Origin of the sequence: Nonomuraea sp. NPDC052116 (assembly GCF_040680035.1) — a bacterium.
GTDB lineage: Bacteria > Actinomycetota > Actinomycetes > Streptosporangiales > Streptosporangiaceae > Nonomuraea > Nonomuraea angiospora_A.
On record NZ_JBFAWA010000048.1, the window covers coordinates 48,923 to 75,351 of the forward strand.

The 26,429-nt window shown below is 70.9% G+C and carries 25 protein-coding genes; 10 read left to right on the plus strand and 15 right to left on the minus strand.

Annotated elements, in window-relative coordinates:
- Window positions 1–4 precede the first annotated feature (4 nt).
- The 4 genes from AB0L65_RS55215 to AB0L65_RS55230 all read left to right on the plus strand — a co-directional run bounded on the left by AB0L65_RS55215 (window position 5) and on the right by AB0L65_RS55230 (window position 5,017).
- Complete coding sequence (locus AB0L65_RS55215; RefSeq protein ID WP_364264420.1) at window positions 5–1,828, plus strand: serine/threonine-protein kinase; 1,824 nt, start codon at window positions 5–7, stop codon at window positions 1,826–1,828.
- A gap of 35 nt (window positions 1,829–1,863) precedes the next feature.
- Window positions 1,864–3,069 (plus strand): serine/threonine-protein kinase, encoded by a 1,206-nt coding sequence (locus tag AB0L65_RS55220; protein WP_364264422.1) that lies wholly within the window; start codon window positions 1,864–1,866, stop codon window positions 3,067–3,069.
- 195 nt (window positions 3,070–3,264) lie between these two features.
- On the plus strand, window positions 3,265–4,044 hold the full coding sequence (locus tag AB0L65_RS55225) for an electron transfer flavoprotein subunit beta/FixA family protein (protein WP_350729545.1): 780 nt from the start codon (window positions 3,265–3,267) through the stop codon (window positions 4,042–4,044).
- A gap of 19 nt (window positions 4,045–4,063) precedes the next feature.
- A complete protein-coding gene (locus AB0L65_RS55230; protein ID WP_364264424.1) occupies window positions 4,064–5,017 on the plus strand; it encodes an electron transfer flavoprotein subunit alpha/FixB family protein in 954 nt (317 codons plus the stop codon).
- Between the two features lie 299 nt (window positions 5,018–5,316).
- On the opposite strand, the gene AB0L65_RS55235 is transcribed toward AB0L65_RS55230, so the two are convergent.
- Window positions 5,317–5,910: a TetR family transcriptional regulator C-terminal domain-containing protein gene (locus AB0L65_RS55235; protein WP_364264426.1), complete on the minus strand. Its 594-nt coding sequence runs from the start codon at window positions 5,908–5,910 to the stop codon at window positions 5,317–5,319.
- A gap of 116 nt (window positions 5,911–6,026) precedes the next feature.
- Here AB0L65_RS55235 and AB0L65_RS55240 point away from each other — a divergent pair, with 116 nt between their 5' ends.
- On the plus strand, window positions 6,027–6,407 hold the full coding sequence (locus AB0L65_RS55240; RefSeq protein WP_364264428.1) for a hypothetical protein: 381 nt from the start codon (window positions 6,027–6,029) through the stop codon (window positions 6,405–6,407).
- Between the two features lie 209 nt (window positions 6,408–6,616).
- On the opposite strand, the gene AB0L65_RS55245 is transcribed toward AB0L65_RS55240, so the two are convergent.
- The 11 genes from AB0L65_RS55245 to AB0L65_RS55295 all read right to left on the minus strand — a co-directional run bounded on the left by AB0L65_RS55245 (window position 6,617) and on the right by AB0L65_RS55295 (window position 16,208).
- Window positions 6,617–7,039, minus strand: coding sequence for a transposase (locus tag AB0L65_RS55245; protein WP_364264430.1), 423 nt, complete (start codon window positions 7,037–7,039; stop codon window positions 6,617–6,619).
- Between the two features lie 495 nt (window positions 7,040–7,534).
- A complete protein-coding gene (locus tag AB0L65_RS55250; RefSeq protein WP_364264432.1) occupies window positions 7,535–8,104 on the minus strand; it encodes a S1 RNA-binding domain-containing protein in 570 nt (189 codons plus the stop codon).
- 37 nt (window positions 8,105–8,141) lie between these two features.
- Complete coding sequence (locus AB0L65_RS55255) at window positions 8,142–8,456, minus strand: hypothetical protein (protein WP_364264434.1); 315 nt, start codon at window positions 8,454–8,456, stop codon at window positions 8,142–8,144.
- Between the two features lie 370 nt (window positions 8,457–8,826).
- Window positions 8,827–9,186 carry a hypothetical protein gene (locus tag AB0L65_RS55260; protein ID WP_364264436.1) on the minus strand — a complete coding sequence of 120 codons (360 nt, stop codon included), beginning with the start codon at window positions 9,184–9,186 and terminating at the stop codon, window positions 8,827–8,829.
- Window positions 9,187–9,248: 62 nt separating this feature from the next.
- Window positions 9,249–10,070 carry an AraC family transcriptional regulator gene (locus tag AB0L65_RS55265; RefSeq protein WP_364264438.1) on the minus strand — a complete coding sequence of 274 codons (822 nt, stop codon included), beginning with the start codon at window positions 10,068–10,070 and terminating at the stop codon, window positions 9,249–9,251.
- Window positions 10,071–10,101: 31 nt separating this feature from the next.
- Window positions 10,102–11,538, minus strand: a complete 1,437-nt coding sequence (locus tag AB0L65_RS55270) for a HAMP domain-containing sensor histidine kinase (RefSeq protein ID WP_364264440.1) — start codon at window positions 11,536–11,538, stop codon at window positions 10,102–10,104.
- A complete protein-coding gene (locus tag AB0L65_RS55275) occupies window positions 11,535–12,236 on the minus strand; it encodes a response regulator transcription factor (protein WP_364264442.1) in 702 nt (233 codons plus the stop codon). The genes AB0L65_RS55270 and AB0L65_RS55275 overlap by 4 nt, the downstream gene beginning before the upstream one ends.
- Before the next feature lie 27 nt (window positions 12,237–12,263).
- Complete coding sequence (locus tag AB0L65_RS55280; RefSeq protein ID WP_364264444.1) at window positions 12,264–13,028, minus strand: hypothetical protein; 765 nt, start codon at window positions 13,026–13,028, stop codon at window positions 12,264–12,266.
- A complete protein-coding gene (locus AB0L65_RS55285; protein ID WP_364264446.1) occupies window positions 13,025–13,924 on the minus strand; it encodes an ATP-binding cassette domain-containing protein in 900 nt (299 codons plus the stop codon). Before AB0L65_RS55285 ends, AB0L65_RS55280 begins: the two co-directional genes overlap by 4 nt.
- 189 nt (window positions 13,925–14,113) lie before the next feature.
- Window positions 14,114–15,310: an MFS transporter gene (locus tag AB0L65_RS55290; RefSeq protein ID WP_364264448.1), complete on the minus strand. Its 1,197-nt coding sequence runs from the start codon at window positions 15,308–15,310 to the stop codon at window positions 14,114–14,116.
- Between the two features lie 385 nt (window positions 15,311–15,695).
- Window positions 15,696–16,208 carry a TetR/AcrR family transcriptional regulator gene (locus AB0L65_RS55295; RefSeq protein ID WP_350729567.1) on the minus strand — a complete coding sequence of 171 codons (513 nt, stop codon included), beginning with the start codon at window positions 16,206–16,208 and terminating at the stop codon, window positions 15,696–15,698.
- A gap of 54 nt (window positions 16,209–16,262) precedes the next feature.
- Here AB0L65_RS55295 and AB0L65_RS55300 point away from each other — a divergent pair, with 54 nt between their 5' ends.
- A complete protein-coding gene (locus tag AB0L65_RS55300) occupies window positions 16,263–17,426 on the plus strand; it encodes a cysteine desulfurase family protein (protein WP_364264450.1) in 1,164 nt (387 codons plus the stop codon).
- A 19-nt stretch (window positions 17,427–17,445) separates the two neighbouring features.
- Here AB0L65_RS55300 and AB0L65_RS55305 read toward each other — a convergent pair whose 3' ends face one another.
- On the minus strand, window positions 17,446–18,489 hold the full coding sequence (locus tag AB0L65_RS55305; protein ID WP_364264452.1) for a DUF695 domain-containing protein: 1,044 nt from the start codon (window positions 18,487–18,489) through the stop codon (window positions 17,446–17,448).
- A 67-nt stretch (window positions 18,490–18,556) separates the two neighbouring features.
- Here AB0L65_RS55305 and mnmA point away from each other — a divergent pair, with 67 nt between their 5' ends.
- Complete coding sequence (gene mnmA, locus AB0L65_RS55310; RefSeq protein WP_364264454.1) at window positions 18,557–19,615, plus strand: tRNA 2-thiouridine(34) synthase MnmA; 1,059 nt, start codon at window positions 18,557–18,559, stop codon at window positions 19,613–19,615.
- Here mnmA and AB0L65_RS55315 read toward each other — a convergent pair.
- Window positions 19,608–20,240 carry an MBL fold metallo-hydrolase gene (locus tag AB0L65_RS55315; protein WP_364264456.1) on the minus strand — a complete coding sequence of 211 codons (633 nt, stop codon included), beginning with the start codon at window positions 20,238–20,240 and terminating at the stop codon, window positions 19,608–19,610. The genes mnmA and AB0L65_RS55315 overlap by 8 nt on opposite strands.
- Before the next feature lie 24 nt (window positions 20,241–20,264).
- On the opposite strand from AB0L65_RS55315, the gene AB0L65_RS55320 reads away from it, so the two are divergent.
- From AB0L65_RS55320 to AB0L65_RS55330, 3 genes are all read left to right on the plus strand, one after another.
- Complete coding sequence (locus tag AB0L65_RS55320; protein WP_364264458.1) at window positions 20,265–21,257, plus strand: methionine synthase; 993 nt, start codon at window positions 20,265–20,267, stop codon at window positions 21,255–21,257.
- 82 nt (window positions 21,258–21,339) lie between these two features.
- Window positions 21,340–23,529 carry an NAD-dependent DNA ligase LigA gene (gene ligA, locus AB0L65_RS55325; protein ID WP_364264459.1) on the plus strand — a complete coding sequence of 730 codons (2,190 nt, stop codon included), beginning with the start codon at window positions 21,340–21,342 and terminating at the stop codon, window positions 23,527–23,529.
- A gap of 280 nt (window positions 23,530–23,809) precedes the next feature.
- Complete coding sequence (locus AB0L65_RS55330) at window positions 23,810–25,882, plus strand: EAL domain-containing protein (protein WP_364264461.1); 2,073 nt, start codon at window positions 23,810–23,812, stop codon at window positions 25,880–25,882.
- Here AB0L65_RS55330 and AB0L65_RS55335 read toward each other — a convergent pair.
- Window positions 25,874–26,374 carry a hypothetical protein gene (locus AB0L65_RS55335; RefSeq protein ID WP_364264463.1) on the minus strand — a complete coding sequence of 167 codons (501 nt, stop codon included), beginning with the start codon at window positions 26,372–26,374 and terminating at the stop codon, window positions 25,874–25,876. The two genes, AB0L65_RS55330 and AB0L65_RS55335, sit on opposite strands and share 9 nt — an antisense overlap.
- Window positions 26,375–26,429 lie beyond the last annotated feature (55 nt).

Below are 26,429 nucleotides of genomic sequence, written 5' to 3' on the forward strand. Positions count from 1 at the left end.
GGCGATGAGCACCCAAGCACCAGAACGCCTGGGCCCGTACCGGCTGGTCAGGAAGATCGGCGAAGGTGGCATGGGGGTCGTCCACCTCGGTCTCGACGGAGAGGGCCGCGAAGTCGCCATCAAGGTCCTCCACCCGCACGTGGCCGCCGACCTCAAGGCGCGCGACCGGCTGACCCGCGAGGTCGAGACCATGCGCCGGGTGCGCAGCCCGCACGTCGCCGAGGTGATCGACGCCGAGCTCGTGGGCGGCCAGCCGTACGTCGTGACCCGCTTCGCCCCTGGCCGCACGCTGGAGGACACCGTCCTGGCCGACGGCCCGCTGGAGGCGCGCGAGGTCATCAGGCTCACCCAGGGCCTCTGCCAGGCGCTGGTGGCCATCCACACCGCCGACGTGATCCACCGCGACTTCAAGCCGTCCAACGTCATGCTGGTCAACGGCGAGCCGCTGGTCATCGACTTCGGCATCGCCCACCTGGTGAACGCGACCAGGCTGACCCAGACGGGCATGTTCGTCGGCACGCCGGGCTATCTGGCGCCTGAGATCATCCGTGACTCCGAGATCACCCAGGCGGCCGACGTGCACGCGCTGGCCTCGACGGTGTTCTTCGCCGCGACGGGGGCGCCGCCGTTCGGCACGGGAACGTTCGAGGCGGTCTGCTTCAACATCATGGAAGGGCGGGCGCAGATCGACAAGGCGCCCGCGTGGCTGCGCGGCTGGCTCGGCAGGGCGCTGCAGGTCGACCCCGCGTCCCGGCCCAGCGCGCACGAGCTGCTGCGGATGGCCAGGGCGCTCGACCCGGCCGTGACCACCTTCAACGAGACGTCCTTCGACGGGCCGACCGGCACCAAGCGCATGGGCGGCGGCACGCGGACCATGGACACGTTCTCCGACCTGCTGCCGCCGGTCGAGTACGGCAAGACCGCGCCACCCCCGGCCAGGGAGGAGCGTCCGCCCACGCGCAGGGAGGAACGGCCGCCTCCTCGCCGGGAGGAGCGACCGCACTGGGAGGAGCGGCCGCCGCCGTACGTGCCCGCGCCGGTCGCGGCCAGGCCGATGGCCCGCACCGACCAGCGGGTCGCGGGCTACCCGGCGCCGCCGCCCACCTCGCCGTCGCAGGTCAGGCCGTATACCCCGCCGTCTCAGTACACCCCGCCGTCCGAGCGGAAGAGGTACCTGTTCGGCAGCCAGGTCGTGGGCCTGCTCCTGCTGGTCACGCTGGTGGCGCTGACCGTCATGATGCCGGTCATGGTCGGCGCGATCGCCGTCGCGCTCGCGCTGGTGCTGCGGCTCGGCGAATACCTCTTCGGCGACCTGGTCAAGCGGCGCCAGATGCGCGGCAGCAGCTCGGCCGACCCGCTGCTGGCGGTCGTCGGCACGCCCTGGGCGCTGGTCAAGTCCGCGCTCGTGACGGCGGTGCACGTGCCGCTGGCGCTGCTGTTCGGCCTGTGCGTCTGGGGCCTGCTCCATTGGGCGGGCGGGATGAGCGTCAACGAGGCGGCCTCGTTCGCGGCGGGCGCCTTCGCGGCCGGCCTGTTCGTGCTGCCGGGCGGCGGCGCGCCGCGCCAGGCCGTCACCCGCACGCTCACCGGCGTGCTGCGCAGCCCCGGCGCGGCGCTGGTCGCGGTCGTGCTGGTGGGCACGGCGGCGCTGTTCGCGGTGATGTTCGCGCTGGGGCAGGACGCGTCGTGGTACCCGTGGCAGGCGCCGGAGACGGTCATCGACGAGCTGGCGAACAACGCCCAGCAGAGCACGATCGGCCTGATCACCGGGCTGATCGACAGCCTGCTCAGCGACCTCGGGCTGGGGTTCCTGACTCCCTGGTCCTGAGTGTCCCCATCGGCTCTCGGGGGGAGAGATGAGGTATGAGCGAGTACCTCGGCCCATATGAGCTTCTTTCCAAGCTCGGGGCGGGCGGGTTCGGCGAGGTGCATCTCGCCCTCGACGCCGAGGGACGTACGGTCGCGGTCAAGGTGCTCCATCCCCACGTCATCGCCGACGGCGGGGCGCTGGCCCGGCTGGCGCGCGAGGTGGAGACCATGCGGCGGGTCGGCGGGTCGCACGTGGCGGAGGTGCTCGACGCCTCGCTGGAGGGCGCCCGGCCCTACCTCGTGACCCGCTACGTCCAGGGCCGCCCGCTCAGCGCCGCGCCCGTGCCCGTGGCCGACCTGCGCAGGCTGGCCGCCGGGCTGGCCGACGCGCTGCTCGCCATGCACGAGTCCGGCGTGGTCCACCGCGATCTCAAACCGGCCAACGTGATGATGACCGAGGGCGAGCCCGTCGTCATCGACTTCGGCATCGCCAGCGCGCTCGACTCGCTGTCGGTCACGGCCTCCGGCGCCGTGGTGGGCACGCCCGGCTACCTGGCCCCCGAGGTGCTGGAGGGCAAGAGCGCGGGGATGGAGGCCGACGTGTTCTCCTTCGGGGCGACGCTGGCCTACGCGGCGACCGGGCGGCAGCCGTACGGGCAGGGGCCCGCCTCCGCGGTGGCCTACCGGGTCGTGCACCATTCGCCTGACCTGGAGGGCGTCCCCGAGTGGCTGGCGCCGCTGTTACGCGAGTGCCTGTCCACCGACCCCGCCGCGCGGCCGACTGCCGCGCAGCTCTGCGCCAGGCTGGGGGTCGAGCCGGTCTCCCACGTACGCCACGTCCAGCCCCGGGCGATGAGCCTCGCCGACGACCTGGCCACGAGGGAGTGGCGGCCGGGCAAGGGACGGCCGCGCAGATCGGTGGAGGAGTCCAGGGCCAGGCACCGGGAGAAGGTGCGCAGGCGCTGGCTGATCGGCTCGGGACTGTTCGTGTCGCTGCTGGCCGCCGCCGCCCGCGGGCCGCTGCCCGAGGTGGCGCTGTTCCTGCTGGCGGCGTACGCGCTGGCCGTGGTGGCCGACGCCGGGGTGGCGCTGTTCTCGAAACGCCTGTTCCGGCGCAGCCGCATGATCACGGATCTGGTCAGCGTGGCGGGGGCCGTGGGACTGTGTTTCGGGCTGGCGACGGTGTTCAGCACGTTCACGCTGGCGCTGTTCGCGGGTACGGCACTGGTCGTGGGGGTCGTGTTCCTGCTGTCGGCCTAGACCGAACAAAGTTCTGTATAGTGGATGGCTGCGGGTTTGCAGTTAAGCTACTCGCGGGTAACATAACTGGCGAAAGCTTGGGCAGACCCTCTGTCAGTGGCCCGGTGGGCACCTGGCAGTCTGGACAGCATTGCATTCGGCGCCCGCCGCAACGAGGCGGTGGCGCACGCGAACACGGGAGGTCGGCCACCGGCCATGAACATCGTCGTCTGCGTGAAGCAGGTCCCCGACACTGCGACCGAGCGCAAGCTGCGGTCCGATGACAAGACGCTCGACCGCGACGCCGTCGACGGCGTGGTCAACGAGCTTGACGAGTACGCGGTCGAGGAGGCGCTGCGGCTCAAGGAGGCCCACGGTGGTGAGGTGACCGTGCTCACCATGGGCCCCGGCAAGGCCACCGAGACCATCCGCAAGGCGCTGGCCATGGGCGCCGACAAGGCCGTCCACCTCAGCGACGACGCGCTGCACGGCTCCGACGCGCTGTCCACCTCGTACGCGATGGCGCAGGTGCTCAAGAAGATCGGGTTCGACCTGGTCATCCTGGGCTCCGAGTCCACCGACGCGCGCACCGGCGTGCTGGCCGCGATGCTGGCCGAGCGCCTCGGCACCCCGCAGCTCACGCTGGCCAACAAGGTCGACGTCGAAGGCTCCTCAATCGCCGTCCAGCGCATCACCGACTACGGCTTCGACAAGGTCGAGGCCACGCTGCCGGCCGTCGTCTCCGTGGTCGAGAAGATCAACGAGCCGCGCTACCCGTCGTTCAAGGGCATCATGGCCGCCAAGAAGAAGCCGGTCGAGACGCTGGCCATCGGCGACGCCTCCATCGACGCCGCCCAGGTGGGCCTGGCCGCCGCGTGGTCCTCGGTCGTCGACTTCGCCGCCGCCCCGCCGCGCGCGGCCGGCACGATCGTCAAGGACGAGGGCGACGGTGGCGCGAAGGCCGCCGACTACCTCGCGTCCAAGAAGTTCATCTGAGAACGGGAGTTTTGCTGATATGTCGGAGATTCTCGTTCTCGTCGAGCAGGTCGAAGGCGAGGTCAAGAAGGTCACGCTGGAGCTGCTGACCCTGGCCCGCTCGCTCGGCACCCCCTCCGCCGTCTGGGCGGGCCCCGGCCTCACCGCCGAGGCCAAGGCCAGGCTCGCCGAGTACGGCGCTGACAAGATCTACGTCGCCGCGTCGAGCGACATCGTCGACTACGTGGTCGCGCCCAAGGCCGAGCTGCTCGCCCAGCTCGTCGCCGCCACGTCCCCGGCCGCCGTGCTCGTGGCCGCCACGTCCGAGGGCAAGGAGGTCGCCGGGCGCCTGGCCGTCAAGACCGACTCCGGCGTCATCACCGACGCCGTGGGCCTGGGCGAGGGCTTCGTGGCCGACCAGTCCATCTTCGGCGGCGGCGTCAACGTGCAGTCCAAGGTGAGCAAGGGCACGCCGATCGTCGCCGTACGCCCCAACTCGACCGCCCCCGAGGCCGCCCCCGCCGCCGGCACCGAGGAGGAGGTGTCGGTCACCCTGTCCGACGCCGCCAAGGCGGCCCGCATCGTCGAGCGGGTCAAGCAGGAGAAGGGCGCCCGGCCGGAGCTGACGGAGGCCGCGATCGTGGTCTCGGGCGGGCGCGGCGTCGGCTCCGCCGACAACTTCTCGATCATCGAGGGCCTGGCCGACTCCCTCGGCGCCGCCGTCGGCGCCTCCCGCGCCGCCACGGACGCCGGCTGGTACCCGCACCAGTTCCAGGTGGGGCAGACGGGCAAGACGGTGTCGCCGCAGCTGTACATCGCGGCGGGCATCTCGGGCGCCATCCAGCACCGGGCCGGCATGCAGACGGCCAAGACGATCGTCGCGATCAACAAGGACCCGGAGGCCCCGATCTTCGAGCTGGCCGACTACGGCGTGGTGGGCGACCTCCACCAGGTCGTGCCGCAGCTCACCGAGGAGATCAACAAGCGCAAGTAGCCGCAGGGGAAGGGCACGGTCTTCGCGCTATAGCGCTCAGGCTGTGACTTTGGGGGGGCGCAGCCCCCCAAACCCCCGCTTAAAACCCGCTTCGCCGATTCGTCAGCCGATTACGTTCGTGAGGGCCATGCGAAGAGGAGAAGCCGTATGCGCTCTTGGCCAGAAGCCTAGAGATGCCTCGTGAGTGCCCAGAAAGCGCGCAACAAGGTGCGGCGCGTTGAGTCCCGCGAGGAGATCGAAGTTCTCCGGGATCGGACCAGCCCTCTACGGTCCCAGGCCCACGAGCACTTAAGCCTCTGTCAGCAGGCTCTCAGTGAGTCCAGGTGGGTGGCCAGGACCCCGGTGGCCCAGCCGGGGTCGGTCGCGGGCGGCTCGTAGACGAGGTGGGCGGCCAGCCCGTCGAGGAGCGCGTGCAGGCGCCGGGCCTCCAGCTCCAGGTCGCGGCCCGGTGACAGGTCGACGCCGTTGTCCAGCTGGCCGATCATCCAGCGGCAGGCGTCGCGCAATGCCTGGTGGGCCTCGGTCCGCGGGCCCTTGAGGGACTTCTCGGCGTTGGCGGCGCTGAACAGTGCCAGCCAGACCTCCATCTCCGCGCGCCGCCCGGCGTCCAGCGGCAGCAGCTCGCGGGCCACGGCCTCGACGGCCTGCCGGATGGTCGGACGCGGCGGCAACGCGGCGATCCGGGCGCGTACGCGGGTGAGCACGAACTGCATGGCGAACACCAGCAGCTCCTCCTGAGTCGGGAACACGTGGCGCAGCGACCCTGCGGACATGGCCGCCTCGGCGGCGACCGCGCGCACCGAGACGTGCCCGACACCGTCCCGCATGATCACCCGCCAGGCCGCCTCGGCTAGCTCCTGGCGGCGCTGTTGGTGATCTATGAGCTTGGGCACGAGCTTGATGTTAGCTCAATCGTGCTAACATCAACCCTGTGGTAGCACGGTCGTACCAACAAAAGACTGTCCCTCTTCCTCTCCGTCTGCTCACTCCCGCGCTGATCGTCCTGCTGATGCTCTACGTGGCCTTGCCCGTCGCGATGGCCATGAACCGCGGCTCCACCGGCGCCTCGATCATGCGTAACAACCCCAGCCTCGACCCAGCCGACCTCGGCTTCGCCGTCGATGCCGCCCTCGTCTACACCTTCGTGCTGCACGCCGTCAGCGCCGCACTCGCCATCTGGTTCACCGTCAAAGCCCTCAAAGGCCGCCGCTGGGCCCGTGTCGCCCTCACCGGCTATCTGCTACTGGCCGCTTTGGGCAGTTTCACGTCCGCGGCGGCCGGCGCCGAGTACTACTGGGCCGTCATCCCCACCGACGCCATCCACCTCGTCATGATCGCCGTCCTCTGGCTCCCCCGCTCGGCTCGCCGCTTCTTCGCCGTCCCGGCATGATGTGATCTGTGGATATTGCTCGATCGCCGTCCTCAACCCGGAAGGTGATCTGCTTACCGAGTTCGTGTGGGGTCCAGCCGTGATCCAGCGCATTGCGGACGATCTCTGCCACCAACCCGGGCGTGATGATCGTGCCGTGTTCCACCCACGTGACCATCCGCTGGCCAGACCCTTCGGCCTGCTCAACTACAATCGCCAGACCTGGCTCGTCATCTGGGGCGACAACCCAGCGAAAGCTCGCGCCATCTACGACGATGGTCCTTGTTCCCTTCCTCGCCAGAGCCATGCGATCGATATTGCCACTGTGCCGATCGCTCCGAGCGATTCACTCGACGATGCGCTGTTCGCATGATCATGTGACCGGATCGCGCAGCCAGATTCGAATCGCGACCTTGCTTGAGCCGGTTGGCTCGCTGGTCTTTCTTGATCGGGATGACCGCCTGGATGCCGCGCCGACGCAGATACGCGCGGTTGGCGCGGGAGGAGTACGCCTTATCAGCCAGCACCCGAGCGGGACGCTTCCGAGGGCGGCCCAGGCCGCGGCGTTGGATGCGCACACCTTCCAGCACGCGTCGGAAGTACGGGCTGTCGCCTTCGCCGTTTCGCCGGCCGATTACGTTCGTGAGGGCCATGTGAAGAGGGAGAAACCGTTCACGCCCGTGGCCAGAAGCCTAGAGTTGCAGCGTGAGTGCCCAGGAACCGCGCAACAACACCGCTGAGGTGCTGCGGTAGGCCGCGATTGCGGCCGACGGCGCGGGGATCGCGGCCTTGATGCGGGAGCTCGCTTGCGCCCGATCGGCCGGCAGTAGCGACGGGTCGATGCCAAGCGCGGCCGCGATCGACTCCGCGACTCCATCGCTTGCTCCACGTTGGATTTTCCATAGCGTCCCGACATGGATGGCGGCCGGCTGCTGCGGTAAGGAGGGTGACGCTCCGGGACAGGCGATGCGCCGACCTAACCCCGCTGTGGGGGCCGAAGGCATTGCGGCCTCATGGCAGGTCCGCCCAGAGTGACGTGACGATCCCCACTAATGCTTTGACTGGGTTGGGGGGTATGCCTCCCTTTTGTCGAGCAGGCGCTCAGGAACCCTGACGCAAGGGAACCGTCACGGGACGCGGAGGAATCATCACTGGTCGGATAGGCCTTGTCGTCGGGAGAGGGCCAGCCTGCGTCGTTCTCGGTCGATTTCGGTGACGACGACCGTGATCTCATCGCCGACCTGGACGACATCTGACGGAGCCTCCACGGGCGTCCAGGCGAGCTCTCGCAGGTGGACCAGTCCCTCGAGTCCGTCGGCGGTCTGGACGAAGACGCCGAACGGGACCAGCTTGGTAACCCGTCCGTACAGCTTCTGCCCCACAACGATGCCGTCGACGAGTGCCTGGAAAGGATCCGGCTGAGTCGCCCGCAAGGACAACCTGGCTTCCAGATTCCATGTGTCGAACTGGAGGAATTCGCATGAGACGCGCTGTCCGACCTGCACGACGTCGGAGGCCGCTTCGAAGCGCCGCCAGGACAGTTCGGGAATGGTGATGAATCCGACACCGGGGAAGACCGGGTGGTCGGGGCCGTCGTCCAACGACACGAACACGCCGAACCGTTCGATCCCTGTGACGGTGCCGGAAAGGATTTCGCCGGAGTGCAGTGATTCCAGGAACGCCCAGAGTTCTGGGTTCTCAGACGGTCCGCCCATCATGCTCCCAGCCTTTCACGAGGAGTTGCGCGTCAGAGGGCTACTTCTCGTGCAGGCTCTCGATTTCGGCGGTCAGCACGGCCATGTCGCGCACGTGCGTGTAGTACTTGGTCGCGTACTCGTCGTCGATCGCCGGGAGGACCCTCTCGAACACCGACGTCAGCCGCGTCAGGCCTGCACGGTGCTGTTCGCTGAGCGGGCCTTTGCCTACGCCTGCGGCGTAGCCGTAGGCGTCCGCATCGAGCATCACCATGTCCTGGCCCTCGATGTCCAGGCCGCGAAAGCCAGGTGGGAACGGCATGGCCATGTGCTCGGCCATCATCCGCGAGAGCGCGTCGAGCTTCTCTTCGAACATGCGGGAGATCCTGCCAGTCCCCAAGCGCGGTTCGGACGTCTCGGCACCAAACGCGTGCCCAACCCCGGTGAAGAGATGTCGCCTTCGTCGATGCGCTCGCCGCGCCCGGCGGCCTCGCGCGCCTCGTACTCGGCATCGAGGTCGAGGCGTAGGGCGTCGGCGTTGTCCCGGCCTTGGGCGACGACGGCGCCGACGAGGGCGGAAAGGGTGTGGTGGGGGATTTCAGTCGGCCCACGCCGCCCGGTACCGGTCGTCGCGGATGATGGTCCCTCCGACGTCGAAGGCGGAGGTCAGCACACGCCGAGCCTACGAGGCACCCATCATTCGACGCCCTGCCGACCGGGCTCAGGCCGCGGTGCGATCAACGAGTTCACTGCAGGAACGTGTGCGTGAGCACGTCGAAGTGCAGGACGCGGGGGTCGGAGTCCAGCAGTGTCGCGCGGGCGGACGGGGTGACGCGTTCGTGGGTGTGATCCGCGCCCGCGAACATCCTGACCGTGTCCAGGGAGTCGAACAACGTGATGGTCGTCAGCTCCATGGTTTCCACATCATGGCGGGCCAGGAGGCACGCACCGCGGAAGCCGGGCAGCCCGCGCAGGTCGTGGATCACCTCCGACTCGAACACCTGCTGATATCTGCCGGTCGCCGCGGTGCCGGTGGTCCTGGCGCGCCATACTCGGGCGATCATGATCGGCTCGTTCTCCTTCGCCGTACGGGGATCGGACGTCACCGAGTCTTGACTCCGTCGTACGGTCGCCGCTTGAAGATTCTTGCCCGAACGGGGGCACGTCGTCAGCGCGGCGGCACCGCGAGCAGGCGGCGTACGGCCACCGGTGGCATGCCGCATTCCTCGCGGACCGTGCGCGTCAGATGGGCATGATCGGCGAAGCCGAGGTCGGCGGCGAGGGAGGCCAGATCGTCGTGGCCCGCCTCGATGGCCTGGAGCGCGCGCATGGTGCGGAGGCGATTGCGGTACGCCGTCAGGGTCATCCCCGTCTCCTGGTGGAAGGCGCGGCTCAGGCGATAGGGCGACCAGGCGACGCTCTGGGCCAGTTCGCGCAGGGAGGCGGTCAGATCGTCGGCGATGAGCGCGCGTACCGACTCGACCATGGCCCTCCGCCGCGCCAGTGTGGCCGCCCGGCCGCGGGCCTGGGTCTGGTGCGTGCCGGCCTGGGCCGTGAGCAGGTCGCCCACGAGGCCGATCACCAGCTCGGCGAGTTCTGGGGACTCCGCGCCCTGCCCGGCTCGTGACACCAGCAGCCGATGTGCGAGGGCGAGCCTGCCGTTGACCGGCAACGCGGTGGCGTTCGGCGGCTCGTCACCCGTCAGCTCGCGCATCAGGCCGGGTGAGCAGGTCACGGTCGTGCAACTGTCGTCGATCCCGGGACGGTGGGCGATGCTCAGCTCCTGGCCCGCGCCGCCGAGGTAGGCCAGCGCGGGATCGGCCAGCAGGAGCTGATCGTCCACCCGGGCCCGGAAGGTGCCACTTCGCACCAGCACCACCCGGTACGCCGCCGTCACCTCGGGCGGTGACCACGCCGCGCTCTCGGCCCGGATCTTGACCCGCTCCAGTGAGAACCCGTCTCCTGCCGCGATGTGCGTCACCGTCCGCATGCCACAACGCTACTCGCGGCTCAGCCGGGCATCAGCTGGAGTCGGCGGCCGGGAGTCGGACCTGGAAGGCCGCGCCCCTGCCCGGCGAGGAGCGGACCTCCACCCGGCCCCCGTGGGCCGTGACGATGGAGCGGACGATCGCCAGGCCGAGCCCGGCACCCCCCGTCGTCCGGGTACGGGAGCCGTCCGCCCGGTAGAACCGGTCGAACACCCTGGCCGCCTCCTCGGCATCGAGTCCCGGCCCCTCGTCCTCGATCACGAGCACCGCCTCCGCCCCCTCCGTTCCGACACCGATGCGTACCGGCGTGCTCGGCGGAGTGTGGGTGATGGCGTTGCCGACGAGGTTGCTGACCACCTGGCGCAGGCGGGCCTCGTCCCCCAGCACGGGCGCGGACGCCGCCGGGCCGCCGGAAGGGCCGGTGAAGGTGACGGGCCTGGACGGGGCGAGCGCGGCGAAGTCGTGGCGGGCGTCGGCGGCCAGCGTACGCAGGTCCATGGGGGTGAGGTCGAGTCCGGGCCCGTCGCTCTCGTCGAGACCGGCGAGCAGCAGCAGATCCTCCACCAGCCGGGCCAGGCGGCCCGACTCGCTCTCGATGCGGGCCAGCGCGGGCCCCGCCTCGGTGCCGCCCATGCGGTAGAGCTCCGAGAAGCCCTTGATGCCGAACAGCGGGGTGCGCAGCTCGTGGCTGACGTCCGCCACGAACGTGCGCATCCTGGCCTCCGACTCCACCTTCGCCGCGACGCCCTGCTCGATCTGGGCCAGCATCTTGTTCAGCGAACGGGCCAGCCTGCCCACCTCGGTGGACCGGCCGGCCGGTTCGGGCACGCGCCTGGTCAGGTCGCCGTCGGCGATGGCCGCCGCCGTCTCCTCCACCCGGCGCAGCGGCGACAGCCCGGCCCTGATGGCGACCCCGCCCACGAGCGCGAGCACGCCGAGCAGGACGGCGCCGGTGAGGAGGCAGGCCACCCGGAGACGGTCGATCGTGGACCGCATCTCGTCGAGCGAGACCGCCGCCACGATCGCGGTGTGTTCGGCCGGGCCGAGGCCGTTCGTGCCGACGCGGGGGAGCGCCACCGCCCGCCACTCCTCGCCGTTCGTGCCGCTCACCGTGAACGGCTGCCCGGCGCGGGTCGCCACCACGGCGCCGTCGAGCCTGGGTAGCGCGGGCCCGGCGAGGTCCCCGAGTTCGCGCAGGACGGACCCGTCCGCCGCCAGGTAGGCCACGAACCCCTTCCCCATCAGGTCGAACTGCCCGGCCGGGATCGGGGCGCGCGACAGCTTGACGACCAGGTCCGGCGGGATGGCGGACGCCGCCTTGCCCATCGGCTCCAGCTGGGCGTCGATGCGCGTCATGAGCTGGGTCTCCAACTGTTGCAGCACCACCGAGCTGATCACCACCAGGCCGACCACCAGCAGCGCGACCGCGATGGCCAGCAGCCGGGCGGCGAGCGACAGCCGGCCGATCATCGCTTGGGCTTGCGCAGGACGTAGCCGACGCCGTGGACGGTGTGGATCAGCTTGGGTTCGCCGGCGTCGAGCTTGCGCCGCAGGTAGCTCACGTACGTGTCCACGATGCTCGTGTCGCCGGCGAAGTCGTAGCGCCACACGTGCTCCAGGATCTGGGTCTTGGGCAGCACCCGCCCGGCGTTGAGCACCAGGTGGAGCAGGAGGCGGAACTCCGTGGGCGACAGCCGTACCGGACGTCCCGCCCTGGTGACCTGGTGGCCGTCGGGATCGACCTCGAGGTCCCCGACCACCAGCGTGGAATCGTCGGGGGCCGCGCCCGTGCGGCGGAGGATGGCCCTGATACGGGCCAGCAGCTCCTCCAGGTCGAACGGCTTGGTCACGTAGTCGTCGCCGCCCAGCCGCAGCCCGTTGATCTTGTCGGCCGTGGCGTCCCGCGCCGTGAGGAACAGCACGGGTACCGGACCGGGCCGCCCGCCGCCCCTGGGCAGGCTCCGCAGCCGGCGGATCACCTCGAACCCATCGAGATCGGGCAGCATGACATCGAGCAGGACCAGGTCCGGCGGGTCGCGCCGGGCCGACTCCAGCGCCTGCGCGCCGTTCTCCGCCGAGCTCACCGTGAAACCGGCGAACCTCAGCGTCGCGGAGAGCAGCTCCTTGACGGTGGGCTCGTCGTCGACCACGAGCAGCCGTTCTCCCACGAGAGGCACCTCCCCGATCCAGCGTAGTCAGGCGTCGCGGTTCTTGAGCTGGACGTACGCGCCTGTCAGCAGGACCGTCACGAACCCGGCCAGCAGCCCGAACCCCACCGCCTCCGGCAGCTCGGACTTCCCGGAGACGGCCTGGAGCGCGGCCATGCTCGGCCAGTAGACGCCGATGAGATCGCGCAGGAAGCCTGGCGAGGCCCCGGCCATGACGGGAAGCAGGAGGAAGGCGGTGCTGACGTTCACGGCGGGGGCGGTGCCGCGCAGGAGGACGCCCAGCGACAGGCCGAACAGCGCCAGGAGCGTCAGCACGAGCGGCCCGAGCAACAGCAGCCGCAGCGCGGCGGGATCGGCCGGCATGACGGACGGCGCCCCGTTCGCGGACAGCGTCAGCTGGCTCGTCACGAACATCAGCCACACCGCGGCCACGCTCACCGGCAGCGCGGCCAGCGCGGTCATCCCGCACTTGGCCGCCAGCAGCCGGCCGCGGCCGCTCACGGCGGCCAGGCTGGCCCGCATCGTGCCGGAGCCGTACTCGGAGGAGGCCACCAGCACGCCCAGCGCCGCCACCAGGAGCTGCACGATGAACATTCCGCGCATGCCCAGGTCCAGCGGCTGGAAGTCCAGCCGCTCCTGCGCCGTGGCCGTGGCGTACTCCTTGGCGGCCGTGCTGCTGAACAGCCACCCCAGCAGCGCCGCGACGCCGGCGGTCGCCAGTGACAGCACCATGGTGGACCGGATGCTGCTGAACTTGGTCCACTCCGCCCTCAGCACCCCCGCGTCGATCATCGCGCCACCCCGTACTCGACGCTCTCCCGGGTGAGCTCCATGAACGTCTCCTCCAGTGACGCACGGCGCGGGGCCAGCTCGAACAGCGGCACGCCCTCGGCCGCCGCCAGCCGCCCGACGTCGGGCGCCGTCATGCCGGTGACCAGCAGCTCGTCGCCGCCGCCGGGCTGGACGTAGGCCCCGGACAGCTCCAGGCGCCGGGCGAAGGAGGCGGCGTCAGGCGTGCGTACGACCACCGCCGCCCCGCCCTCGGTGAAGTCGCCGATGTCGCCCTCCGCGATGAGCCGGCCCTTGCCGATCACCACGAGGCGGTCCGCCGTCAGCGCCATCTCGCTCATCAGGTGGCTGGACACCAACACCGTGCGCCCTTCCGCGGCCAGCCCGCGGATGAGCGTGCGAATCCACAGGACGCCTTCGGGGTCCAGCCCGTTGACCGGCTCGTCGAGCATCAGCACCGGCGGATCCCCGAGCAGCGCCGCGGCGATGCCCAGCCGCTGCCCCATGCCCAGCGAGAACTCGCCCGCCTTCCTGCCCGCCACCGCCGTGAGCCCGACCAGGTCCAGCACCTCGGCGACGCGGGTGTCGGGGATGGCGTTCGTCTGGGCGAGGTAGAGCAGGTGTTTGTACGCGCTGCGCCTCGGGTGCACGGCCTGCGCCTCCAGCATCGAGCCGACCTCGCGCAGCGGGTGGCGGAGCTCGTGGTGGGCGCGGCCGTTGATCGTGGCGGTGCCGGAGGTGGGCAGGTCGAGGCCGAGGATCATGCGCATCGTGGTGGTCTTGCCGGCGCCGTTCGGGCCCAGGAAGCCCGTGACGAGGCCCGGCCGTACCGTGAAGGTGAGATCGTCCACGGCGAGCACGTCGCCGTGGCGTTTGGTCAGTCCGTCGAGCTGGATCATGGGTCCAGCGTGGGGGCGGCGGTTGGGGGAGTTCTGAGGAGTCTGTGAGTTGCCTGTGAGCCGGGGCGCCCCCACGTGGGCGGTGGAGGCGCCGCCGGCCGCCGATCCACAGAGAACTCTTAGGACGTCACGCGGGCTTCGTACGCCTGGACGGCGACGGCGGCGTACAGGGTGAGCCGGCACAAATGTTCAGGCCGCGACCTCGACGGTCTCACGGTCGGCGAGCGTGACCGCCGGGGTGATCGCCGACGGCTCGCGGCGGGGGAGGAGGCGGGAGGCGGCGGCGATCAGCACGCCCAGGACGACCCCGATGCCGAGCGCGGTACGCAGCGTCGTGGCGTCCGAGATGAAGCCGATCACGACGGGTCCGAGCAGCAGGCCGGCGTACCCCATGGCGCCCGCCTGGGCGATCGCCGGTCCCGGGGAGTCCGTCGCGGTGCCCGCCAGCGACAGGGTCAGCGGCGAGATCGTCGCCACGCCGAGCCCGACGAAGAACATCGCGAACACCGCCACCAGCGCCGCCGGCGCCATCAGCACCACCGCGAAGAACCCGGCCGTCGCCACCCCGGAGACGGTCAGCATGCCCCGCACGCCGAACCTGGCCCGCAGCCGGTCACCCGTGAGCCTGGCGATCAGCATGCCCAGCTCGAACACCGGGTAGCCGAGGGCGGCCAGCGCCTCGGGGGCGCCCAGCTCGTTCCGCATGTAGAGGCCGTTCCAGTCGGCGACCGTGCCCTCGACCATGAACGCGAAGAACATGATCGCGCCCAGCAGGTAGACGATCGGCGGCATGCGCCGGCGGGCCGCCGTCGCGGTCTCGGCCGCCGGGGGCTCAGGCAGGTACGTACGGCCGATCACGACCATGACGGGCAGCGAGACCAGGCCGATCAGCGCCACGTTGGCGGTGAACGGCAGCCCCACGGCGATCGCCACGCTGCCCAGCGCGCCCGCCGAGATGGCGCCCACGCACCAGCCCGCGTGCATGCCGTTCATCAGCGGCCGCCCGTACGCCTGCTCGACCGTGGAGCCCTGGGCGTTCATGGCCACGTCCACGGTGCCGAACGCCATGCCGAAGAGCGCCACGGCCACCATGAGCAACGGGAGGTTCGGGGCGAAGGCCACGGCCACGAGTCCCAGCGCGGTGAGCGGCCCGCCGATCCGCAGCACCGCCCGGCTGCCCGCACGGGCCATGATCCGGCGCATGGACTGCATCGTCACCAGCGCGCCCAGGCCCCACACGAGGAGGACGGCGCCGACCGTCGACTCGGACAGGCCGAGCTTGTCGGTCAGCGCCGGGATGCGCACCGTCATGGTGCCGACCATCAGTCCGCCCAGCACAAACGTCAGAACCGCCCCGTAACGGGCATTCCTCAGGGAACGGGTCATCGTTTAACACCTCACAAGAATTCGCACTATTTCGCCATATTTAGGTCTCTGGGCCCGCCCGCACTGCGGCATCCGGGCGTCGCGCCGGGGTGGCCGGGCGAGCTCGGGCCGGGGTGGGGGAGGGGTTCGGCTGGACGGTTGTGGCCCGAGAGGTTCCGCCTGCCCGCTCTCACGGGCCGAGCGCCCAGGTCGGGCGGTCGGGTCGGCGACGGGTGTACGGGCGAGCGGCGGCCCCGTGTCCGGGACGCGGTCCGGGCATCGGCTCGATCGTGGCCTCCGCCTTGGGGCAGGCTGCGCGCCAGTCGGGGCGGCGCCGTACCGGCCGTCGTCCGAGGACATCGACGGGCCCGCGTCCCCACGGTGGGGAGGCGGGCGGGTCAGGGGCTCAGGAAGGGGGTTTGAGCAGCGCTTTCATCCGGGTCTCAAGCGCTTGGAGATCGTCCTCCGTGTTCAGCTCCGGGTCGTGGCTGGCCACGTCCCAGAGCCCTTCACACGCCAGCCGTACGATCTGCGACGCCCGCGGATCCGGCTCCTCGCCCAACCCCTCGCGATGCCAGCGGGCCATCGCCTCGCGTAGCGGCGCGAGCAGGAAGAGGTTGCCCGAGGCGCCCGTGACCACGGCCCATCGTCGCAGCCGTCCGGAGCGGACGGCGGCCAGCGTGGCGTGCAGGTAGCGCTCGGTGTAGGTCTCCCCGGGCTGTGCGACCATGAGCTGGTCGAAGTCCTCGATCAGACGCTCCACCATGCCCTTGATCAGGGCTTCTTTGGTGCCGTAGTGATAGAGGAGGCCGCCCTTGCTGACGCCTGCCCGGTCCGCCACGGCGGCCAGGGTGAGTGCGGACGAGCCCTGATCGCAGAGCAGGTCCTCTGCCGCGTCCAAAAGCTCGTCCCTTCGCATGGGCTCTACTGTACCGTCCGGACGGTACAGTAGCAAACGAGATACCCTGATCGGGTGACCAGACCGTCGGCCTATCTTGATCATGCGGCTACCACACCCATGCTGCCCGAGGCGATCGAGGCCATGACGGAGCAGCTCAAATGCGTCGGCAACGCCTCCTCGCTGCACGCGGCGGGCCGCCGGACGCGCAGGGTGGTCGAGGAGGCGCGCGAGACGATCGCCGACGCGCTCGGCGCCCGGCCCAGCGAGGTCGTGTTCACCTCGGGCGGCACCGAGGCCGACAATCTCGCGATCAAGGGCCTCTACTGGTCGCGCCGTCCGAGGCGGCGCGTGCTGATCAGCTCCGTGGAGCACCACGCCGCGCTCGACCCCGCCCACTGGCTGGCCGACAGCCAGGGCGCCGAGGTCGAGCTGCTCGGCGTGGACGCGTACGGCCGGGTCCACCCCGAGACGCTGCGCGAGGCCATCGAGCGCGACCCCGACGACGTGGCCATGATCAGCGTCATGTGGGCCAACAACGAGGTCGGCACGGTCCAGCCCGTCCACGTGCTGGCGGCCATCGCCCATGACCACGGCATCCCGTTCCACACCGACGCGGTGCAGGCGGTGGGGCAGTTGCCCGTGTCGTTCTCGGCCTCGGGGGTCGACGCGCTCACGCTGACCGGCCACAAGGTCGGCGGCCCGATGGGGGCAGGTGCGCTGCTGCTGGCCCGAGGGCTGACGCCGGTCTCCGTCCAGCACGGCGGAGGCCAGGAGCGCGACGTGCGCTCGGGCACGCTCGACGCGCCCGCCATCGCCGGGCTGGCCGCCGCCGTCAGCGCCGCCGTCAAGGAGCAGGAGGCCCTGGCCCGCCGCCTGAGGTCGCTGCGCGACGAGCTCATCCAGCGCGTACGCCAGGCCGTCCCCGACGTGGTGCTCAACGGCGACCCCGCCGACCGGTTGCCCGGCAACGCCCACTTCTCCTTCCCCGGCTGCGAGGGAGACGCGCTGCTCATGCTGCTCGACGCCAAGGGCGTGGAGTGCTCGACGGGCTCGGCGTGTTCGGCGGGCGTGGCGCAGCCGTCCCATGTGCTGCTGGCCATGGGGGCGGAGTCGGCGGCGGCGCGGGGCTCGCTCAGGTTCACGCTGGGCCACACCTCGACCCGCGACGACGTCGACCGCCTGATCGAGGTGCTCCCCGCCGCCGTCGAACGCGCCCGCCGAGCCGGCCTCAGCTGAGACCCGGGCAGCCGAGGGCTCAGGTCAGGAAGGACACCACGGCGGACCAGGACGGATCGGCGGCCACGTCCACCCGGGGCTCGCCCTCCTCCCAGCTCACGATCAGCTCTTTCGCGTGGATCGCCGCGTCGCCGGTCGGGTCGGCGTACACGTGGATGATCCGATGCCCCTCGGCGCTCATGTGCGCCGCCAGCACCGCGTCGTCGCGCAGCTTGAGCAGCCGCGCGGCCAGCCGCTCCTCGAAGTCGCGCAGCGCCGTCAGCGAGTCGCCGACCGGCAGGCCGTTCTCGTCGCGGTGGGTGTAGGGCAGCGTGATCGCGATGTGCTGGTCGAACAGCGGATAGTCCACCGGCCGCAGCGGGTGGCGGGCCGTGGCGACCAGCGGCGCGCCGCTGCCGGTCTGCCCTTCGAGCAGCACCCACTCCTCCTCGGTGTAGCCCGAGGCCACGTCGGCGACCACGGCGGGCAGGTGAACGGCGGCCACGGAGTCGATCGGCTGGAACGTGGCCGGCGTGATCTCCCCGACCCATCTGGCCACGTCGTCCTCGCCGAGCAGCCAGTCGAGGGCCAGCAGGGTGGCCTCCATCCTGGTGTCCTCGTCCAGCTCGCCGAAGATCGGGTGGTACGCGGACACGTCGACCCGCGGCTGGTCCCTCGGCACCCGCAGCCCCAGCATCAGCTTGTCGAGCGCGAACTCGAAGCCGCCGACGTCCAGCGTCAGCTCCATGGCCTGCGGGTTGGCCTGCCGCGACGGGTGGTACTCCCACAGCATGTCGGACGGCGGCGCCGCCTTGGCCCAGCGGTGCGCGAGCGAGCGCAGCTCGGGGTCGCCGGCCGCGGTCACCACCAGGGCGTGCGCGGCCTCCTTGCCGGGAGCCACCTCCCAGACCAGGCCCGGGTGGATCGCGGCGACCGCCGGGGCCAGCCGCTCCTCAAGCCCTTCGACGTCGCCGTTCGCGACCAGGGAGTCGAGCCCCGGCCTGGACTCCTGCCACCACGCCCAGAACTCGGCGATCCCGTCGCCGGTCTCTTCCTCTGCGCCCTTGCGCCCGAACAGTCGCATGGCCTGAATACTCGCAGACCCCGCCCATGGTCGCGCACTCCCGCGCGGACAGTACGCTGGAACGGTCATGGGACTGCGTGTGCTTGCCGCCATGTCGGGCGGCGTCGACTCCGCCGTGGCCGCCGCTCGGATCGCCGAGGCCGGTCACGACGTCACTGGTGTGCACCTCGCTCTGTCGGCCAACCCCCAATCCCACCGCACGGGCGCGCGGGGCTGCTGCACGATCGAGGACTCGCGCGACGCGCGACGCGCCGCCGACGTGATCGGCATCCCCTTCTACATCTGGGACATGGCCGAGCGCTTCCAACGCGACGTGGTCGAGGACTTCGTGTCCGAGTACGCCGCGGGCCGCACGCCCAACCCGTGCCTGCGGTGCAACGAGAAGATCAAGTTCTCGGCGGTGCTCGACCGGGCGCTGGCGCTGGGCTTCGACGCGGTCGCCACCGGCCACCACGCCAAGCTGGTCGACGGCGTGCTGTCCAGGAGCCCCGACCAGGGCAAGGACCAGTCGTACGTGCTCGGGGTGCTCACCCGCGAGCAGCTCAGCCACGCGATCTTCCCGCTGGGCGACTCGACCAAGGCCCAGGTGCGCGAGGAGGCCGCCAGGCGCGGCCTGACCGTCGCCGACAAGCCCGACAGCCACGACATCTGCTTCATCGCCGACGGCGACACCCGCGGCTTCCTGGCCGAGCGCCTCGGCTCGGCCGAGGGCCCCATCGTCGACCAGAGCGGTGAGGTCGTCGGCAGCCACCAGGGCGCCCACGGCTTCACGATCGGGCAGCGCAAGGGCCTGCACATCGACCGCCCGGCGGCCGACGGCCGGCCCCGCTACGTGCTGTCGATCGAGCCGGTGTCCAACACCGTCACGGTCGGCCCCCGCGCCGCGCTCGAGGTCACCTCGATCACGTGCGGCAGCCCGGTGTGGAACGGCCCGTCCACGTTCGAGGACCTGACCGTGCAGCTGCGGGCGCACGGAGAGGTGTACGCGTGCCGTTTCGAGGAGGCCGGCGGCGGTCTCCGCGTCGACCTCGACCGCCCGGCCACCGGGGTCGCGGCGGGCCAGGCGGCGGTGCTCTACTCCGGCGACACCGTGATCGGGTCGGCGACGATCGTCTTCGCTAGCTGAGCGTGGCCGACTCGCCGACCGCCAGGCGGCGGATGTCGGCGCTCTGGTGCTCCGCCTCCATCTTCAGCCAGCTGTCCACCAGGCCGAGGCCGATGTCGTTGTACAGGCCGTCATGGGTGGAGAACGCCCTCGCCGGGCGGATCTCGCGGAGATATCCGATCATGTCGCCGAGCTTCAGCCACGGCCCGCCGGTCGGCACCAGCAGGGTGGGCACGTCCACCCCCGGGACCGTCAAGGCGTCACCCGGGTAAAAGATCTCGTCGTCCACGAGGAACCCGACGTTCTGGACGACGGGCACGTCGGGATGGTTCTTGGCGTGCCACTCGCCGAAGGCCCGCACGCGGAAACCGGCCGCCTCGAACGCGTCGCCGTGCCGTACCACCTGGACCTTCTGCGGAACATCCGCCAGATCCGCCGCGACACCCTCGCAGGTGTAGATCTCCAGGGTGGGCGGCGCGGCCTTCAACTTGTCGACGTCCACATGGTCCCAGTGCTCGTGGGTGATCAGGACCGCGTCGGCCCCGTCGAGCACGGGTCCCTTGCTGAACGTCCCGGGGTCGATGATCAGGACCTTGCCGTTCTTCTCCACGCGTACACAGGCGTGCTCGTGTTTCGTCAGCTCCATTCCGCAGAGCCTACGCTTGTGCCCATGTCAACGTGGGAAGCCACCGGAGTCGGCTCGCATCCGGGCGAGGATCATCTCGAGGCGATCAGGGTCGTGTTCGGTGAGGTGCCCGGACTGCCGTACCTGCCCGAGCTGCCGGCCAGGGGCGTCGGCGCCGACATGATCGGCAGGACAGCCGGGCTGCTCGTCGAGCTGCCCGTCGAGGTGCAGCCCTCCGGGTGGCGGCTGACCGATCGGCCGGGGCGCGACCACCAGCGGGCCGTCGATCATCTGCGGCGGGACCTCGACGGGCTGGAGGAGGTCGGCCACGACTACTCCGGGCCGCTCAAGCTGCAGGTCTGCGGCCCGTGGACGCTGGCCGGGTCGATCGAGCTGAAACACGGCGACAAGATGCTCTCCGACGCGGGGGCCGTCCGCGATCTGACCGAATCGCTGGCGCAGGGGGTCGCCGACCACTGCGCCGACGTGCGGCGGCGGCTGCCCGGGGTGACGGAGATCGTGCTGCAGCTCGACGAGCCGGGGCTGCCCGGCGTGCTGGCGGGGACGGTGCCGACGGCGTCGGGGTTCGGGCGGCTGGCGGCCGTCGAGGAGTGGCGGGTGGAGGAGTCCATGCGCTCCTTCGACGCCCCGATCGTGCACTGCTGCGCGCCGTCCGTGCCCTTCGACGTGCTGCGCAGGGCCGGGGTGCGCGGGGTGTCGGTGGACGCCGCGCTGCTGCGGCGCAGGGACGAGGACTCCGTCGGGGAGGCCGTCGAGGCGGGTCTGCGGTTCTTGCTGGGGGTCGTGCCCGGCCGGGACACCCGGCTGCCGGGCGTCGGGGTGGTCGCCAAACCGGCGCTGGAGCTGTGGCGGCGGCTCGGGTTCGCGCCCGACCGGCTGGCCGAGCAGGTCGTGCTGACCCCGGCGTGCGGGCTGGCCGGGGCGTCACCCGCGTACGCCCGCGCGGCCCTGGCGGCCTGCCGGAAGGCGGCCCAGGTGCTCAGGGAGGACCCGGAGGCCGGGTCGCAACGGGGGTGAGCGCTGAACGTCAGTGCTCAGCGGTAGCGTTTGCACAGGTTGACGTACGGGTTCGGGTTCGGGTTCGGAAGGGGAGCAGACGGTGAGTGAGCCAGGCGCCGAGGTGGCGGGTGTGCCCGTGGCCGCGCTCAAGCGGCATGCCGAGCTGAGCGAGCTGGTCGACGACGCCCGCTGGCGCTACTACGTGCTCGACCAGCCGACGGTCAGCGACGCCCAGTTCGACGGGTGGTTCAAGGAACTGCTCGCGCTGGAGGAGTCGCATCCGTCGCTCCAGACCCCCGACTCGCCGACGCAGAAGGTCGGCGCCCCCGTGTCGGGCGACTTCGCCAAGGTCCAGCACCTCAACCGGATGGAGAGCCTCGACAACGCCTTCAACGAAGCCGACATGGCCGCCTGGATGCAGCGGGCCGAGCGGCTGGCCGAGGGCGATCCGGGGCCCTACCTCTGCGAGCTCAAGATCGACGGGCTGGCGATCGCGCTGGTCTACCGCGACGGCAAGCTGGAGCGCGGGGCGACCCGCGGCGACGGGCGCACCGGCGACGACGTGACGGCCAACGTCCGCACGATCAAGGGCGTCCCCCACCGGCTCACGGGCGACGACGTCCCCAGCCTGGTCGAGGTGCGCGGCGAGGTCTACATCCCGGTCGAGGACTTCAAGCAGCTCAACGAGCAGCTCATTGAGCAGGGCAAGCCGCCGTTCGCCAACCCGCGCAACTCCGCGGCCGGCACGCTGCGGCAGAAGGACCCGCGCGTCACGGCCCAGCGGCCGCTGCGGATGCTCGTGCACGGCATCGGCATCTGGGAGGGCTCGGCCGTGCCACGGGCACAGTCGGACGTGTACGACCGGCTGCGGGAGTTCGGACTGCCGGTCAGCGATCTCTACCAGGTCGTGCCGGGGCTCACCGAGGTCAACGAGTTCATCGAGAATTACCGCGTGCACCGGCACGATCCCCCGTACGAGATCGACGGGGTGGTCGTGAAGGTCGACGACTTCCGTACGCAGCGGGAGCTGGGCTCCACGTCGCGGGCGCCACGGTGGGCGATGGCGTACAAATACCCGCCGGAGGAGGTCAACACCAAGCTGCTCGACATCGAGGTGGGCGTCGGCCGCACGGGGCGGGTCACGCCGTACGCGGTGATGGAGCCGGTGACGGTGTCGGGCTCGACCGTCGAGCGGGCCACGCTCCACAACGCCGCCATCGTGGTCAAGAAGGGCGTGCTCATCGGCGACACCGTGGTGCTGCGCAAGGCGGGTGACGTCATCCCCGAGATCGTCGGGCCGGTGACGGCGCTGCGCGACGGGTCGGAGCGCGAGTTCGTCATGCCGACCCACTGCCCGGAGTGCGGCACCGAGCTGGCGTACGAGAAGGAGGGCGACGCCGACCTGCGCTGCCCCAACGCGCGCGGCTGCCCCGCCCAGATCCGCGAGCGCATCTACTTCGCGGCCGGACGGCGCGCGCTCGACATCGACGGGCTCGGTTACGTCGCGGCCACCGCGCTCACCCAGCCGCTGCCGCCCCAGCAGCCCGTGGTGCGCACCGAGGCCGACCTGTTCGACCTGACGCTGGAGCAGCTGCTGCCCATCATGTCGGTCGTCCGCGACCAGGACTTCGGCCTGCCCAAGATCGACCCCAAGACCGGTGAGGACAAGGTCGTCACCTTCTTCTCCAACATCGACGGCGAGGCCAGCCAGAACGCGCTGCAGCTCATCGAGGAGCTGGAGCGGGCCAAGCAGACGCCGCTCGCGAACCTGCTGGTCGCCCTGTCGATCCGGCACATCGGCCCGCCGACCGCCCGCGCGCTGGCCGACGAGATGCGCTCGATCGACCGCATCATGAACGCCTCGGAGGAGGAACTGGCCGCCGTCGAGGGCATCGGGCCCCGGGTGGCGGCCACGATCCGGGGGTGGTTCGCGGTCGACTGGCACCGGGAGATCATCGACCGGTGGCGAGCCGCGGGGGTGCGGATGGAGGACGAGCCCGCGCCGGAGAAGGGGCCGCAGACGCTCGAGGGGCTGACGTTCGTGGTGACGGGGACGCTGGAGGGCTACACCCGCGACTCGGCGGCCGACGCGATCACCAGCCGGGGCGGGAAGGTGTCGGGGTCGGTGTCGAAGAAGACGTCGTTCCTGGTGGTGGGGGAGAACGCGGGGTCGAAGTACGACAAGGCGGTGAGCCTCGGGGTGCCGATCCTGGACGGGGCCGGGTTCGAGGTCCTGCTGAAGGACGGCCCGGAAGCGGCCGCGGCCGCGGCGGTGCCCACGGAGGCTTAGCACCATCCGACGGGACGGCTGGGCGCTGGTGTGCGGTGCCCGGCCGCTGTGGGGTGCGGCGCTGGGTGGGCGGTGCGGGCTGGGCGGCGTTGGGGTGGGGCCGCCGTCGGTGGTGGGGCCGAGAGGGTCGGTTGTGTGGGGAGGGTAGGCGGCTTGCTACCGAGGGTGGTTTTTGGGTATATGTCGGAAAGGAGAAGTGACGGAACGTACGCGCTTGGTTTCGCGAAGTGGGGTGAAGGTCGTACCCTCCCATAGTGACCTAATGGGGGTTCTGTTACCGATGACTGACCCAACCGACACCCGCGACACCGGACCACGCGTCGGCTCGCCGCTCTGGGCGTTCCTCGCGGGCGTAACCGTGATCGGCTTCACCGCGCTCGTGGTGGCCATGCTGAGGCTGGACGCCGTCGGGCTGGTGGAGCTAGCCCGCACGCCGCTGTTCTGGGCGCTGTCGGTGCTGGTGATCCTGGGCGAGCTGAGGCCCGTGATGGTGTCGTCCGCCGCCTCTGTGGGTGGCACGTACCCCTCCACCATGTTCACCTTCGCCGTGCTCCTGCACTTCGGGCTGCCCGTCGCGGTGCTCATGCAGGCCGTCGCCGTCGCCATGAACGGGGTGGTGACGCGTAAGGCGTGGCATCGGGTCATGTTCAACATCGCGCAGTCGACGCTCGCGCTCACGGCGGCGGCCGTGGTGATGGGGGTGTTCGGGATCGCGCCGAGCCCGGCCGTGCCGTGGGTGCCGGACGGGTCGGACCTGCCGGCGATCGCGCTGGCCGGGGTCGCGTACTTCGCCACCAGGGCCGCTCTCGTGTGCGGCGCGGTCGCGTTGCACGAGCGGCGCTCGATCATGCGGGTGTTCAGGGTCACGGTCGTCCCGCAGAGCCTCGTGTACGTCGGGCTGCTCGGCCTGGCGCCCCTGGTCGTCGTGGCCATGGAGCACTCGCCCGGCATGGTGCCCCTTTTCGTCGCCCCGCTGGCCGCCGTCTACTTCACCGCCACGCTCTCGATGCGCCGTGACCATCAGGCCCTGCACGACGAACTGACCGGCCTGCCCAACCGCAAGATGCTCATCGTCAGCACGGAGGAGGCGCTGGCCGAGGCCCGGCACGACGAGCGGGTGGGCCTGTTCCTCCTCGACCTCGACCGGTTCAAGGAGGTCAACGACACGATGGGGCATCCGGTGGGCGACCGGCTGCTGCAGACGGTGGCGCACCGGCTCACCCATTCCGTACGCCCCGGCGACGTCGTGGCGCGGCTGGGCGGTGACGAGTTCGCCGTGCTGCTGCCCTCGATCAGGGACGCCCACGCGGCCAGGGAGGTCGCGGCCCGGCTGCGGGCGGCGCTGACCGAGCCGGTCCGGCTGGAGGGCATGACCTTCGACGTGGACGGTTCCGTCGGGATCGCGCTCTATCCGGACCACGCCCCCGATTTCGAGCTGCTGCTGCAGCGGGCCGACGTGGCCATGTACCTGGCGAAGGAGGCGCGGACCGGGGTCGAGCTCTACCAGCCCGACAAGGACCGCAACTCTCCCGAACGCCTCAATCTCCTCGGCGACCTGCGCCGTGCCATCGACAGCCGCGAGCTGCGGCTGCACTTCCAGCCCAAGGTCAGCCTCGGCACCGGCGCCGTCCAGGGCGTCGAGGCGCTGCTGCGGTGGCGTCATCCGGTGCACGGGATGATCCCGCCGTCGGAGTTCGTGCCGTTGGCGGAGCAGTCGTACCTGATGCGGCCCCTCACGGCGTACGTCATCGAGGCGGCGCTGGAGCAGGCGGCCCGCTGGTGGCACACGGGGCTGCAGGTGCAGATCTCCGTCAACATCTCGGCCCGCGACCTGCTCGACTCGGCCCTGCCGGAGCAGCTGGAGGTCGGCCTGGCCGCCTCCGGGCTCCCGCCGGGGGCCATCCAGCTGGAGGTGACCGAGCGCATCCTGACGGGTGACCAGGCCTACACCCACGAGACCATCAAGGCGCTGGCCGCGCTGGGCGTGCCGCTGGCGCTCGACGACTTCGGCACGGGTTACTCGTCGCTGATCCGGCTCCAGCGCCTGGCGGTGTCCGAGGTCAAGATCGACGCCTCGTTCGTACGCCGGATCGCCGAGTCGGAGGACGACTACCGGATCGTCCGCTCGATCGTGGACCTGGTCCGCTCGCTCGGCCTGCGTTCGGTCGCGGAGGGTGTGGAGTCGGACGAGGTCGCGATGCGGCTGGACGAGATGGGGTGCGACATGGGGCAGGGGTGGCTGTTCGGGCGGCCCATGGCCGCCGCCGACGCCACGGTCTGGCTCAGGGAGCACACCGGCGCGGGGCCCGGGATCGAGTACGGCTACCAGCCCGAGGTCAGCCGCTCAGCCTGACCCTGGCGGCAACGGCGAGCGCGGTTCCGCGGCCGGCCGATCGGCCTGATCCGGCGGGCGCTTCCGCAGGACGCGCCGGAGCAGGTAGGCGGGCAGGAGCAGGGTGGCGAGCGAGAGGGCCGACAGCAGCAGCACGCCGGGCCAGTCGTAGGAGCCCGGACGGAACACCTTGACGTCGTGGCCCGCGTCCAGGGCGGGCACGCGGTCGCCCTCGGACAGGTCGAGGGGCTCGTATCCGTAGATCCAGGCGTCCTGCCGGATCCGTACGGAGGACTCGAAGACGCCCTCCCAGCGGCAGGGGCCGCGGCCCGAGCAGTCCAGGTCCGTCGCCGTGAAGGTGCCCATCGTGCCCTCGCCGTGCGCGGCGCGGTACTCCAGCTGGGCGGCGGACACGGTGGCGACCGCCAGCAGCACTCCGGCGACGAGCACCAGAGGCATCGTCAGGACGATGAGCACCACCAGGCATCCCGCGCCGCAGCCGTTCCGCTCCACAGCCGACCCCCTGTCCCCAAGCGGATAACGAGCGGGAGCGGGGTGAGGTTCGTTT